This is a genomic window from Elusimicrobiota bacterium, from assembly GCA_018816525.1.
Taxonomy (GTDB): domain Bacteria; phylum Elusimicrobiota; class Endomicrobiia; order CG1-02-37-114; family XYA2-FULL-39-19; genus OXYB2-FULL-48-7.
On sequence record JAHIVV010000037.1, the window covers coordinates 35,718 to 48,470 of the forward strand.

13 protein-coding genes and 2 tRNA genes are annotated in these 12,753 nt (G+C 39.3%); 11 read left to right on the forward strand and 4 right to left on the reverse strand.

What is annotated here, in order from left to right:
- Positions 1-6: 6 nt before the first annotated feature.
- The 4 genes from KKH91_04105 to ald form a co-directional block, all read right to left on the reverse strand.
- On the reverse strand, positions 7-951 hold the full coding sequence (locus KKH91_04105) for an ROK family glucokinase (protein MBU0951995.1): 945 nt from the start codon (positions 949-951) through the stop codon (positions 7-9).
- 6 nt (positions 952-957) lie between these two features.
- The gene (locus tag KKH91_04110) at positions 958-2,535 is read right to left on the reverse strand and encodes a GAF domain-containing protein (protein ID MBU0951996.1); all 1,578 of its coding nucleotides are present in this window, start codon (positions 2,533-2,535) and stop codon (positions 958-960) included.
- On the reverse strand, positions 2,532-3,632 hold the full coding sequence (gene ugpC, locus KKH91_04115) for a sn-glycerol-3-phosphate ABC transporter ATP-binding protein UgpC (GenBank protein ID MBU0951997.1): 1,101 nt from the start codon (positions 3,630-3,632) through the stop codon (positions 2,532-2,534). Before ugpC ends, KKH91_04110 begins: the two co-directional genes overlap by 4 nt.
- Before the next feature lie 68 nt (positions 3,633-3,700).
- Positions 3,701-4,810: an alanine dehydrogenase gene (gene ald, locus KKH91_04120; GenBank protein ID MBU0951998.1), complete on the reverse strand. Its 1,110-nt coding sequence runs from the start codon at positions 4,808-4,810 to the stop codon at positions 3,701-3,703.
- A gap of 82 nt (positions 4,811-4,892) precedes the next feature.
- Here ald and KKH91_04125 point away from each other — a divergent pair, with 82 nt between their 5' ends.
- The 11 genes from KKH91_04125 (at position 4,893) to KKH91_04175 (ending at position 12,672) form a co-directional block, all read left to right on the forward strand.
- Complete coding sequence (locus KKH91_04125; protein MBU0951999.1) at positions 4,893-5,426, forward strand: dihydropteroate synthase; 534 nt, start codon at positions 4,893-4,895, stop codon at positions 5,424-5,426.
- A 77-nt stretch (positions 5,427-5,503) separates the two neighbouring features.
- Positions 5,504-5,575 (forward strand) — tRNA-Cys (locus KKH91_04130).
- Between the two features lie 12 nt (positions 5,576-5,587).
- Positions 5,588-5,661 (forward strand) — tRNA-Val (locus tag KKH91_04135).
- Positions 5,662-5,711: 50 nt separating this feature from the next.
- Positions 5,712-7,421, forward strand: a complete 1,710-nt coding sequence (gene thrS, locus KKH91_04140; GenBank protein ID MBU0952000.1) for a threonine--tRNA ligase — start codon at positions 5,712-5,714, stop codon at positions 7,419-7,421.
- A 61-nt stretch (positions 7,422-7,482) separates the two neighbouring features.
- The gene (gene infC, locus KKH91_04145) at positions 7,483-8,013 is read left to right on the forward strand and encodes a translation initiation factor IF-3 (protein MBU0952001.1); all 531 of its coding nucleotides are present in this window, start codon (positions 7,483-7,485) and stop codon (positions 8,011-8,013) included.
- Positions 8,010-8,207, forward strand: coding sequence for a 50S ribosomal protein L35 (gene rpmI / locus KKH91_04150; GenBank protein ID MBU0952002.1), 198 nt, complete (start codon positions 8,010-8,012; stop codon positions 8,205-8,207). The genes infC and rpmI overlap by 4 nt, the downstream gene beginning before the upstream one ends.
- 60 nt (positions 8,208-8,267) lie before the next feature.
- Complete coding sequence (gene rplT / locus KKH91_04155) at positions 8,268-8,624, forward strand: 50S ribosomal protein L20 (GenBank protein MBU0952003.1); 357 nt, start codon at positions 8,268-8,270, stop codon at positions 8,622-8,624.
- 18 nt (positions 8,625-8,642) lie between these two features.
- The gene (gene pheS, locus KKH91_04160; GenBank protein MBU0952004.1) at positions 8,643-9,722 is read left to right on the forward strand and encodes a phenylalanine--tRNA ligase subunit alpha; all 1,080 of its coding nucleotides are present in this window, start codon (positions 8,643-8,645) and stop codon (positions 9,720-9,722) included.
- An 8-nt stretch (positions 9,723-9,730) separates the two neighbouring features.
- Positions 9,731-12,118 carry a phenylalanine--tRNA ligase subunit beta gene (pheT, locus tag KKH91_04165; GenBank protein MBU0952005.1) on the forward strand — a complete coding sequence of 796 codons (2,388 nt, stop codon included), beginning with the start codon at positions 9,731-9,733 and terminating at the stop codon, positions 12,116-12,118.
- A 33-nt stretch (positions 12,119-12,151) separates the two neighbouring features.
- On the forward strand, positions 12,152-12,388 hold the full coding sequence (locus tag KKH91_04170; protein MBU0952006.1) for a hypothetical protein: 237 nt from the start codon (positions 12,152-12,154) through the stop codon (positions 12,386-12,388).
- Positions 12,388-12,672, forward strand: a complete 285-nt coding sequence (locus tag KKH91_04175; GenBank protein MBU0952007.1) for a cell division protein ZapA — start codon at positions 12,388-12,390, stop codon at positions 12,670-12,672. Before KKH91_04170 ends, KKH91_04175 begins: the two co-directional genes overlap by 1 nt.
- The last annotated feature ends 81 nt before the right edge of the window (positions 12,673-12,753 follow it).

A 12,753-nucleotide genomic window follows, 5' to 3' on the forward strand; every position in this document is an offset into this window, starting at 1 on the left:
TATAATCTATAATTTCTCTAAAACTGTGCAGGCAGCACCGATAACACCGGCGTTGGCGCCAAGCCTGGCTTTTATGATTTTAACTTTATTGGCGGGGTACATTACCCTGGCTTGTACTTCTTTTCTGATAGGCCGCAGGAGTGTTTCTCCGGCATTTGAGACGTTGCCGCCTACAACAATCATGTCAAGATCCAGTAAACTAGCTATGCTGGAAAAAATAATTCCCAGGTATTTTCCTGTATCTGCCATAATTTCAAAGGCAAGTTTATCTTTCTTCAATGCAGCACAATAAACATCTTTGGAAGTGAAATTATTACCAAAAACAGAAAGGATCGATTTTTTTCCGGACTTAAGCGCTTCTTTAGTCCTGCGGACTATACCTGTTGCAGAAGCGTACATCTCTATACATCCAAAATTTCCGCAATTACATTTTATTCCGTCGGGAAACAGGGTCATATGACCGATTTCGCCGCCTGCATCATCCTTGCCAGAGTATAACTGATTATTGATAATGAGCCCGCCGCCTATACCGGTACCCAGGGTGACAAAAAGCATGTTTCTGACACCCTGGCCGCTTCCTTTGCGCCATTCGCCCAAAGCAGCCGCATTGGCATCGTTTTCTATAAACACAGGAAGCCCTGTTTTGGATTCCATTAATTTTTTTAGCGGGACATTTTTCCAGCCTTTAAGATTCGGGCAATTAAATACTATACCATTTTTTATATTTAAGGGACCGGGAGAACCAAAACCCACACCAAGGATGTTGTGTTTTTTTATACGATATTCTTCGATAAGCTTAATTAGGGCGAGTGATATTTTTGTTAATATGTAGTCTATGCCTTTGTCAGCTTCTGTAGGCAAGACATTTTGTTTAATAAGGCCGATATTATTCTTAAATAAAGCTACTGACGTTGTCGTGCCGCCGAGGTCAACACCAATTACATACTTCATGATTATTTAATTTTCTAGAGGCAGGGCTATCGTAAAGCTGGAACCTACATTTAATTTGCTTTCAACACTTATCAGGCCCTTATGTGCTTTCACGATATTCTGTGAAATAGCCAAGCCCAGTCCTGTACCTTTTGCTTTGGTTGAAAAGAAAGGGTCAAATATTTTTTTAATATTTTCAGGAGGTATCCCCGAACCGGTATCATTTATTTTAAGGTAAACATTTTTACTGTCGGAGTAGGTCTTTATTTCGAGCTGCCTGATCTTTTGATTTGCCATAAAATGGCAGGCATTTTGAATAACATTCAAAACCACCTGTTTTATCTGTTCCACGTCAACATTTACCTGCGGCAGGTTTTTATCCAGGTCACCGTGGTATTTGATCTCATGTTTTACAAAGTCGCTTGCCTGCAGGAAAGTACAAAGCAGGTCTACTATTTCATTAATGCTTATTTTTTTCATAATCAGCCTGGGCACTTGGCTGAAACTTAATATGTCGGTAACAATCCTATTTAACCGGTCAACTTCCTGCAAAATAAAATTGGAATACTTTTTATTAGGGCTTTCCGCGGGGATAGTCTCGTCTATTAGTTCTGCCGAACCTCTTATAGTTGAAAGAGGGTTTCTTACTTCATGGCTCACAATGGCCGCCATCTCTCCTAAAGCAGAAAGCTTTTCGCTTTGAATAAGCTGGCTTTGAGTTTCTTCGAGTTTTTTAATAGCCAGGTTTACCTGTTCCTGAAGCTGTTCTTTAAATTGTTTTTCTGTTTCATATAGCCGGGCATTTTCAATAGCCAAACCAGCCTGATTTGTGTAAACAAGCAGTTCTCTTAAATTTCTTTCTTCCAGTATTTTTTTACTTGTAGCGTTGTCTACTATTAAAACGCCGATTATCTTGCCCCGGGCTTCAAGCGGAATAACGGCAATAACGGGTTTATGAAGCAAATCGTTTGTGTCTCCGGCATTAACCGGATGGGCAAAGTCCTGCGTCCATTTTAGTATGCGCGGTTTTTTTTCGAGCATAGACTGGACAATCGGGTTTGTTTTTTCCGTCATGGGTATTGTCATGCGGCTTAAGCTGTTAGAGTCTACACCCAGGCTGTGAATCGGTTTTAAAACCCTTTTTTCTTCATCTACCAGGCAAATTATGGCCCTGTCATAAATCAAATATTTACAAATACTCTCCAAAATTACGTCAAGGATTTTTGTTAAATCCATAGTTTGAGTCATTTCTCTTATAATCTTATGAAGATTTGAAAGCTCTTCATTACGCTGGCTTAACAAGTCATTTTTTCTTTCTGCCTCATCAGTCATTTTTTTCATCAAAATGTTTGTTTCTTCAAGTTCTTCTTCAAAATGCCTCATTTTGAGGTAGAACTGGTTGATAAAAACAAACAAAACGGTAAATGACAAAGCAGTGACTATAAATATACCGGCCACGAAAGAAAATTTAATAAAAGCAAGGGTAAAAAATGATTTTAGCGCCGGTAACAGCAGTTTTCCCGTATAATAAAGGGCTAAAAGCAGGAACGAAAAAATGAGTATTGAAAACCATTTTAGGCGTGATAAATATTTTTCTGCGTTCATATGATTGCTATCTCCGTATCTTTATCAAATATGTGCATTTTGTTCATGTCAAAGGTAATTTCTATGGTCTGGTGGGATTCTATCTGATTGTAGGGGCTTACTCTTGCGACAAACAAACTTTTACCTGTAGTCAAATGCAGTAAAGTCTCGCTGCCTAATGGTTCAATTACGTCTACAGTAACCATTACCGTATTATCAGGCGTGGCTATGCTTGCATATAACCTGTCCAGGCAATCTTCCGGCCTTATACCGAAAACTACTTCCTTGTCAACATAAGGCATGGCGATTTCTTTGTATTCATCAGGAATTTTAAATTCTATTTTACCTTCGTCCAGCCATAAGCTGTCCATTTTTTTAACTATTTTTGCATCTATGAAATTCATGGCAGGGCTTCCGATAAAACCCGCAACAAATTTATTAGCAGGTTTGGAGTAAATATTTAACGGGTTAGCAGTCTGTTGAATGACGCCGTCCTTCATAATAACAATTTTATCCCCAAGAGTCATGGCTTCTACCTGGTCATGGGTAACATATATGCTTGTTGTCTGCAGTCTTTCATGAAGTTTTTTAAGTTCTGAGCGCATCTGGATTCTAAGTTTTGCATCAAGGTTGGATAGAGGTTCGTCGAAAAGAAACACTTTCGGTTTGCGGACTATGGTTCTGCCCAGGGCTACTCTTTGTCTTTGCCCTCCGGAAAGCGCTTTTGGAACACGTTCAAGCAATGTATTTATATCAAGGATATTAGCTGCATTTTGAACGCGCTGCTCAATTTCAGCTTTTGTGTAGCCTCTTAATTTTAAACCAAAAGCCATGTTTTCATATACTTTCATATGCGGGTAAAGTGCGTAATTTTGAAAAACCATCGCAATATCCCTGTCTTTTGGGGGAATATCGTTTACTAACTTATCTCCAATCCAAATCTCGCCTTCGGTTATATCTTCCAACCCTGCTACCATGCGTAATGTGGTGGATTTTCCGCAGCCTGAAGGGCCTACGATTACACAAAATTCTTTATCCCTGATTTCCAGATTAATATTGTTCACGACAAGTGTTTTGTCGAACTTTTTCACTAAATTCTTTAAAATAACTTCAGCCATGTATACCCTCCATTTTGTAAGGCATTATACATTTAAAGTTTATAACTGTCAAATTCGTGCTGGAGAATTTAGATCAAGGTTTCCAAATTGGTAAAATTCATTTTAAAAGTATCGGCTACTGCTTTATAGGTCACCTTGCCTAAATATGTATTTACGCCCAGGGCAATCGAAGGATACTTTTTTACAGCCTTTTTTATTCCTTCGTCTGCTATTTTTTGCACGTAAGGAAATGTAGCATTTGTCAAAGCAAATGTTGAAGTCCTGCCAACGGCTCCCGGCATATTAGCTACGCCATAGTGCACAACCCCGCTGACAATATATACCGGGTCGTTATGAGTTGTAGCATGAATCGTTTCTATACAGCCGCCCTGATCAACTGCAACATCTACAATTACCGATCCCGGGGACATTGAAGCAACCATTTCTTTTGTAACAAGAACAGGCGCTTTTGCTCCTTTAATTAATACCGCGCCGATCACAAGGTCGGCATTTTTTACCTGCTCTCTTATAGTATAGCTGTTAGCCATCAAGGGGGTGACATTTTTAGGCAATATATCGTCAAGGTATCTGAGACGTTCAAGATTAACGTCAAGAATTGTTACGCTTGCTCCGAGCCCGGAAGCCATTTTTGCCGCATTAGTGCCTACTATTCCTCCGCCGATAATCACTACTTTGCACGGAGCCACTCCAGGCACACCGCTTAACAAAACACCTTTGCCCATCATTGGTTTTTCAAGGTATTTTGCGCCTTCCTGAACTGCCATTCTGCCTGCAATTTCACTCATGGGGGTCAAAAGAGGAAGAGTGCCTCTTTCTTCAATTGTTTCGTATGCTACTGCAATACACTTTCTTTCAAGCATTGCTTTTGTCAGGTGTAAATCCGCTGCAAAATGGAAATATGTAAAAACAATCTGGTTTTCGCGAATTAGAGGAAACTCCTGTTTTAAGGGTTCTTTTACTTTTACTATCATGTCAGATACAGAAAATATTTCCTTGGCTGAATTCTTTACAGCTGCACCGGCCTTTTTATAATCATTATCGGTTATTCCACTGCCGTAACCGGCGTTTTTTTCTACTAGAACTTTATTGCCTTTCTTTACCAATGCCTCAACTCCTGACGGAACCATTGAAACCCTGCATTCATTTTTCTTGATTTCTTTCACTACGCCGATTATCATTTTTCCTCCAATTGGTTTTTAAAATGGCGAACATATATCCACCTTTGACCCATATAATAAATTATTTTTGAATAGTTGTCAAATGGTTGAAAATAATTTAAAAAAAATGTATGATGAACAGGCGAAATCACAGTCCACTTTAGGAAGGACGTGGAAAAAATACATGATAATCATTGGTGAAAGAATAAATGCAAGCCGTAAAACCATTTTTGAAACAATTGAGAAAAAGGATGTTAATTTCATTCAGCAGGAAGCAATAAATCAGGTAAATGCAGGCGCGCATTATCTTGATGTAAATTGCGGCACAAATATTAAAGACGAACCCAAAAACATGGAGTGGCTTGTGCCCGTCATCCAGGAAGTTGTTGATGTTCATCTGGTAATTGACAGCCCAAACCCGGAAGCGCTGGATAGCGGCCTCAAACTCTGCAAACATAAACCGATAGTAAATTCGATAACTGCAGAAAAAGAACGGATAAAAAATATCGCGCCGCTGGTTGAAAAATATAATGCAGATGTTATTGCTCTTACTATAATAGAGGAAGGAATGCCGCATACAGCCCTGGAACGTTTAGATATTGCAAAAAAAATCATCGATTCGGTCAAAACTGCATGAACTACATAACCGCTTTTAAAGAAGGAAAATATTGACATTTCTATTGGATTTTGTTATAAAAATGAACCTAAAACAACGGTGCGGTACCCAAGTGGCAAGGGAACAGTCTGCAAAACTGTGATTCGCCGGTTCAAATCCGGCCCGCACCTTTTTATGGAGACGGGCGATTAGCTCAGTTGGATAGAGCACTACCTTGACATGGTAGGGGTCACAGGTTCAAGTCCTGTATCGCCCATATAGGTAAGTATCCCGATCACGTTTAAAGGAAAAATCGGGAAATCATATATGGAAAATTTGGAATTGGAAAAACTCAGGCATTCAACCAGCCACGTGATGGCTCAGTCGGTTTCTGCCCTATTTCCGGGCACAAAATTTGCTATCGGCCCTTCTATCGAAAATGGGTTTTACTACGATTTCGATTCTCCAGCCCGCTTCATGCCAGAAGACCTTTTAAAAATCGAGAAAAGGATGAAAGACATAATAACAAACAAACTCGAATTTATAAAGAAAGATGTAAGTAAACAGGAAGCCATAGATTTTTTTTCGAAAACCGGCCAAAAATATAAAATTGAGCTTATAAATGATATACCCGGGGAGACGGTTACTTTTTACCAGCAGGGAAGCTTTACCGACCTTTGCCGCGGCCCTCATGTAAAATCCACTTCAGAAATAAAATATTTCAAACTGCTTTCAGTTGCCGGCGCCTATTGGCGCGGGGACGAAAAGAGGGAACAGCTCCAACGCATTTATGGAACTGCGTTTCTTACCAAAGAAGAGTTGGATAAATACCTTGCTTTCCTTGAAGAAGCCAAAGCCCGGGACCACAGAAAACTGGGTAAAGAGCTTGATTTATTCAGCATCCAGGATGAAGTAGGCGCAGGCCTGATTCTCTGGCATCCAAAAGGCGCTTTAATGAGAAAGATAATTGAAGACTTTTGGAAAAATGCCCATTTAAAAAATGGTTATCAACTCCTTAATACACCCCATATAGCTCACCTTGAACTCTGGAATACAAGCGGGCATACAAATTTTTATAAAGAAAACATGTTTTCTTCTATGGATGTTGATGGGCAGGATTATCAGATAAAACCGATGAACTGTCCTTTTCATATTCTGGTATATAAAACTCATCTTAGAAGTTACCGTGATTTGCCCATCCGGTACGCTGAGCTTGGAACAGTTTATAGATATGAAAGAAGCGGAGTACTCCATGGATTGATGAGGGTCCGCGGTTTCACCCAGGACGATGCGCATATTTATTGCAGGCCGGGCCAGCTTGAAAATGAAATCAAAGATGTAATCAAATTTGTCATTTATATACTTAAAACTTTCGGATTTGAAAACTATGAAATATTCCTCAGCACCAGGCCGGAAAAATATACCGGTGAACTTTCAGATTGGGAAAAAGCTACGAATGCTTTGAAAATAGCGCTGGAAAATCTAAACCTTCCTTACCGGATAGACCCCGGGGAAGGCGTTTTTTACGGGCCAAAAATCGACTTAAAAATAAAGGATTGTTTAGGCAGGTCCTGGCAATGTTCTACAATCCAGATTGATTTCAATTTGCCAAAAGCTTTCAATATGGAATATATGAATGAACAAAGCCAGCCGGAAAAACCGGTTATGATCCACAGGGCTTTGATGGGTTCATTGGAAAGATTTTTCGGAGTCCTGATCGAACATTATGCCGGCGCTTTCCCTTTATGGCTTGCGCCAGTGCAAGCAAAGGTTATCAGCATAAGCGACAAAGCGCAAGCGTATGCCAATGAAGTAAATAAACAGCTGCTTAATAGCGATATACGCAGTGAAGCAGATACCCGCAATGAAACGCTTGGATATAAAATAAGGGAAGCGACAATGAGCAAAATTCCATATGTTATAGTTGTCGGGGAAAAAGAAATAGAAAATAAAAAAATCTCTGTTAGGACATATGGCAGCAAGGTTTCGAACGAAACCACTGTCTCAGATTTTATTTCTCTCTTGACATCCAAGTAGTATTTTAGTATATATTAAGGCAATTTTATAAACAAGTGAGAGGAGAAAATTTAAACACACTGTGAAACCCGGAGAACATAAAAACTACGTTCGTACCAATGATTACATAAGAGTGCCTCAGGTAAGACTGATTGATGAAACCGAAGGCCAGCTTGGGGTAAAAACGATTCAGGAAGCATTAAAACTTGCCAGGGAAAAGGGCAAAGACTTAATCGAAATAGTTCCTCAGTCGAACCCACCTATCTGCAAAATAATGGATTTTTCGAAGTATAAATACGAACAAAACCAGAAATTGAAGGACCAAAGAAAAAGACAGAGAAACACTTCTATAATCAAAGAAATACGTTTGAGGCCGATGATAAGCGAGCATGATCTGGCGTTTAAGCTTAACCATGCGAGAGACTTTTTCGAAGAGAACCATAAAGTAAAATTTACGATATTGTTTTTGGGAAGGGAAATGTCCCACAATCAAATTGGAAGGGAACTTGCTAAAAAAATCAGGGAACAGCTTAAAGAAGTCGCTGAAGTCGATTTTGAACCAAAACTAGAGGGGAATAGGCTGATAGCGCAGTTTTCGCCTATAAAAAAATGAACAAATTAAAAACACACAGCGGTGCAAAAAAAAGATTTAGAGTAACAGGGACAGGCAAGATCAAATACAAACAGGCAGGACAGAGGCATTTGTTAACCGGGATGTCTTCAAATAGAGGCAGGCGCCTCAGAAGAACCGAAGTATTAAGCGGTCCGGAGAGAAAAATCATAAAACTAACATTGGGAAATCGATAAAAGGGGATATACCCCATAGCCTTCCTAGCGGCTAGCATGGGGTATTAAGAAGGTACTAAAATGAGAATAAAAAGCGGAGTTTATACAAGACAAAGAAAGAAAAAATATTTTAGGCTGGCTAAAGGCAGTTACTCAAACAAGGGAAACCGCTGGAGAATGGTCCACCAGCATGTGGAAAAATCCCTGGAAAAATCTTACATTGACAGAAAAAAGAAAAAAAGAAATTACAAAAAATTATGGATTTCAAGGATTAATGCCATAGCCAGAGAGTTTAACCTACCATATAACAAATTCATGAACGGGCTTGTCAAATCAGGCGTTACCATCAACCGTAAAATGCTTGCAGACATGGCAGTAAATGACCGTGCATCATTTACAAACCTCATGGACCTTGCAAAAAAAGCCCTGGCAAAATAAATTTAGTTTTCCCAGTATATGAAAAAACCTGATTCTTCTTTGGCCCAAAAGACGGCGCTTGATATTAAGAATGTTCAAAAAGAAATATTTGAGCTTGTAAATTCTGCGTCAGATATCAAGCTTCTCGAGGAACTAAAAAACAAATACCTCGGAAGAAAAGGCAAGATAAACGCCATATCACAAAATCTTCCGGAAATCCCTGTTGATAAAAGAAAAGAAATAGGGCAGGCGTTAAACAAGCTGAAAACCGAAACCGAAACATCGATAGACAACAAATTCAAAACTCTCAGCCGGGCTTCTGCCGAAACCTCGGAAGCAAATAAAGAAAAAATCGACATTACCTTACCTGGGAACCCTGTAAATCATGCGCATAAACACCCTCTTACGCAGATTACGCAAGAGATTTCCAAAATCTTTATCTCCCTGGGTTTTCAGACAGCAACCGGCCCCGATATAGAATCCGATTATTACAATTTTGAAGCGCTTAATATACCAGCTGAACATCCGGCAAGGGATATGCATGATACTTTTTACATAAAAACTGATTCACAGCCGGACGGGCCGGGCACTACTCTGTTAAGGACGCACACTTCTCCCGTACAGATAAGGGTTATGGAGAAATTCCAGCCGCCTGTAAGAATTATTGTTCCCGGGAGAGTTTACCGCAATGAAGCGATAGACGCTACTCATTCGGCAGTTTTCCATCAGATTGAAGGCCTTGCTGTAGATGAAAATATAACTTTCGCAGACCTTAAAGCGACCCTTGCTACTTTCGCAAAAAAAATGTTCGGTGAAAAAATAGCAGTTAGATTCAGGCCTTCCTATTTTCCGTTCACGGAGCCTTCAGCAGAAATGGATGTCAGATGTATTTTTTGCGGCGGAAAAGGCTGCAAGATTTGCAAGAATTTAGGCTGGCTTGAGACCCTTGGATGCGGAATGGTAAACCCCAGGGTTTTCGATTATGTAAAATATGACAGGGAAAAGTACACCGGTTTTGCTTTTGGCATAGGTGTAGAACGCATAACAATGCTTAAGTTCGGCGTGGATGATGTGCGTTTATTCTATGAAAATGACTTGAGATTTCTTAAACAGTTCTAAACAGAAAAATGAAAATATCCTATAATTGGTTAAAAGAATTCATTGCAATTGAACAATACGCTCCTGAGCAGATAGCCGAAATTCTTCTTTCTATCGGCCTTGAAGTCGAAGAAATAGTACGCCCCTACAATATTCCGGATACCGTAATAACCGCTGAAATTAAAAATATTGCGAAACACCCAAATGCGGATAAACTCACTGTTTGTATTGTTACAGACGGTTCAACAGAACACCAGATTGTCTGCGGGGCAAAAAATATAAATAACGGCGATAAAATACCGCTTGCACTCCCGGGTTCGAAACTACCTAATGGCCTGGAAATAAAACCAACGGCAATACGCGGAATTGAGTCCTTCGGCATGCTTTGCTCTTCAAAAGAGTTAGGCCTTAATGACGACCATTCCGGCATTTTAATTTTGCCGGCAAACACTGTCCTCGGAAAGACTCTTAATGAAACATTGGGCCTTAACGATATAATATTTGATGTTGCTGTTTATCCGAACCGCCCTGACTGCCTCAGTATATTAGGCGTCGCGCGTGAACTTTCTGCAAAATTAGGTTTGAACCTTAAGCTTCCCGACCTTTATAATCCGAGAAAATCAGAAAATGAACATTTCCCGGTTGAAATAGTTGAAAATAACCTTTGCAGCAGGTATATTGCTTCATATCTAAATGATATCAAGGTTACAGACTCTTCACTAAAAATACAATTACGCCTTTTAAACCACGGCCTGCGGCCTATTAACAACGTTGTAGACATTACAAATTATGTTTTACTTGAAACAGGACATCCTCTCCACTCTTTTGATATGGACAAACTTTCAGGAAAGAAAATTATAGTTAGAAAAGCCGTGCAGGATGAAAACCTGCTTGCGCTGAACAAATTAGAATACAAACTTTCTTCAGACATGCTGGTTATCGCCGACGAAAACAGCCCCCAGGCAATTGCCGGCGTGATCGGCGGAGAAATTTCGGGTGTTACAAAGCATACAAATAATGTTATTCTCGAAAGCGCCCTGTTTAAACCCCAGAGTGTACGCAGCACCAGGAACAAACTGAACGTTTCTACAGACGCTTCTTACAGGTTTGAAAGAGGTTGTTCGTGGGAGGGCTGTGAACTGGCGGCAAAAAGAGCGTTATTTCTTTTATTGCAAAACACGGACGGTAAATTTGTCAGCATAAATGATACATTTAAAGAAGAATTAAGGCCAAAAAAATTGACTCTGCGCACTTCAAGATTAAATAAAGTCCTTGGCATGAACCCTGCCCTGGATAAAAAAGAAATCGGAGATATATTATTAAAGCTGAATTTAAGAGTTGAACCGCAGGATGACAACTTAAACGTTGAAATTCCTACCTACAGGCTCGACCTGAACGAAGAAATTGATTTAATCGAAGAAGTCGCGAGAATTAAAGGATATGATTCAATTCCTTCAGATTTAATAACCGCAAAAATACCGGAATATATCATTGAAGAACCGCTGCTTGATTTACAGGATAAAACCAGGGATTTTCTTACCGGCCAGGGTTTTCATGAAGTTTTAAACTACAGTTTTTACAAAAACAACCTTCCTGACCTTAAGTCAGATGCCAGCGCATTAATTGAAATTGCGAATCCACTTTCACAGGACACCAAATTTTTAAGGCCTTCTTTGCTTCCAGGGATGTTTCAGAATGTACTTCATAACCTGAATAACCGGATTGAAGATATTAAACTTTTTGAATTGGGGAAAATATTTTTACAACAGGCTTCAAACAAAAAAGAAATGAACCATCTTGGCATAATCGCCGTGGGAAACACATTTCCCGTCAGCTGGAAAACTAAAGCGCTTAAAACCGATTACTATGTGATTTCGGGCCTGGTCCAGAAATTACTCACAAGCACTTTCCAGTTTTCCGGATGGGAATTATCCGAAATAACAGAAGAAGCCGGAATTTTTGCTCAAGGACAGTCCGCAGTGGTTTGTCATAATAAAGAAATTATCGCAAAATTCGGCCTTATAAATCCCGCTTACCATCCTGACATAAACGAAGACGTGTTTTTTGCCGAAGTTTACATGGATAATTTAATTGACAAGGTTTCAAGCGACAGAAAATACAGCCATTATTCAAACCTCCCGCTGTCCAAACGAGACCTATCAGTTTTAGTTCCGGCTGAAATAACTTATAGTTGCCTCGCTGATGAGATTCATGGCTGTAAAACAAAGGATATTAATATTGAAATTGAACTGTTTGATTTATATAAAGGAGAAAAAATTCAATCCGATAAGAAAAGTTTAAGTTTTACTTTATATTTCAGCCATAAGTCCCGCACGCTTATAGACGAGGAAATAAATGCCGTAATAAAGCAGATTCTTGAAAAATTGGGTAAAATCGGCATAATGCTTAGAAGTTAATCATTTGACTTACAAAGCTTTTTATTATATTATATGCTCATGGTTGATGAATTGCAGTTGCTTGAGAAAAAATTACACGAATTAGCAAATAAAACAGCCAATTTGAACGCCGAAAACGAGAAAATGAAGGCTGAATTGAAGTTTTTTGAAAAAGATTCCGAAGGTATTAAGAAAACTAAGTCCGATATTGATGGTTTTCAGACCCAAAAAAATCAAATTAAGGAGAAATTGACCAAGCTTCTCAACAAATTTTCAGAGGCAGGGCTTTAATGAGTGAAAAAGTTGCTGTAGGAATCCTCGGAAAAACGTATACTCTAGAAACTGACATAGATCCGCTTGAACTCCAGGCGAGGGCAAAGTATGTTGAGGAGAAATTAAAAGAAGCAAGCCCCAACTCTGACAGGGCCACTAGTTCAGACGTAGCAGTACTTACAGCGCTAATTATCGCAGACGAATTGTTTAATTTAAAAACTAATTATGAAAATCTAAAATCTATGGTTAACAAAAAATCTAATGACCTTATTTCAGTTATTGACAGGGCATTGGAACCCTAGAGTTGTTCTTTGTCTATATTCTGCGATATAATACGCCTTGCGCGCCCTGAAAGTGTTGGCTGGCTTAAAACTTAGCTTTAA

What these genes read in the sequence shown, in the direction of transcription:
- KKH91_04170 (MBU0952006.1), top strand. Translation starts at nt 12,152, where the DNA reads ATGCTCATGGTTGATGAATTGCAGTTGCTTGAGAAAAAATTACACGAA.
- rpmI (MBU0952002.1), top strand. Translation starts at nt 8,010, where the DNA reads ATGAACAAATTAAAAACACACAGCGGTGCAAAAAAAAGATTTAGAGTA.
- thrS (MBU0952000.1), top strand. Translation starts at nt 5,712, where the DNA reads ATGGAAAATTTGGAATTGGAAAAACTCAGGCATTCAACCAGCCACGTG.
- pheS (MBU0952004.1), top strand. Translation starts at nt 8,643, where the DNA reads ATGAAAAAACCTGATTCTTCTTTGGCCCAAAAGACGGCGCTTGATATT.
- KKH91_04110 (MBU0951996.1), bottom strand. Translation starts at nt 2,535, where the DNA reads ATGAACGCAGAAAAATATTTATCACGCCTAAAATGGTTTTCAATACTC.
- rplT (MBU0952003.1), top strand. Translation starts at nt 8,268, where the DNA reads ATGAGAATAAAAAGCGGAGTTTATACAAGACAAAGAAAGAAAAAATAT.
- KKH91_04125 (MBU0951999.1), top strand. Translation starts at nt 4,893, where the DNA reads ATGGTTGAAAATAATTTAAAAAAAATGTATGATGAACAGGCGAAATCA.
- KKH91_04105 (MBU0951995.1), bottom strand. Translation starts at nt 951, where the DNA reads ATGAAGTATGTAATTGGTGTTGACCTCGGCGGCACGACAACGTCAGTA.
- ugpC (MBU0951997.1), bottom strand. Translation starts at nt 3,632, where the DNA reads ATGGCTGAAGTTATTTTAAAGAATTTAGTGAAAAAGTTCGACAAAACA.
- ald (MBU0951998.1), bottom strand. Translation starts at nt 4,810, where the DNA reads ATGATAATCGGCGTAGTGAAAGAAATCAAGAAAAATGAATGCAGGGTT.
- KKH91_04175 (MBU0952007.1), top strand. Translation starts at nt 12,388, where the DNA reads ATGAGTGAAAAAGTTGCTGTAGGAATCCTCGGAAAAACGTATACTCTA.
- pheT (MBU0952005.1), top strand. Translation starts at nt 9,731, where the DNA reads ATGAAAATATCCTATAATTGGTTAAAAGAATTCATTGCAATTGAACAA.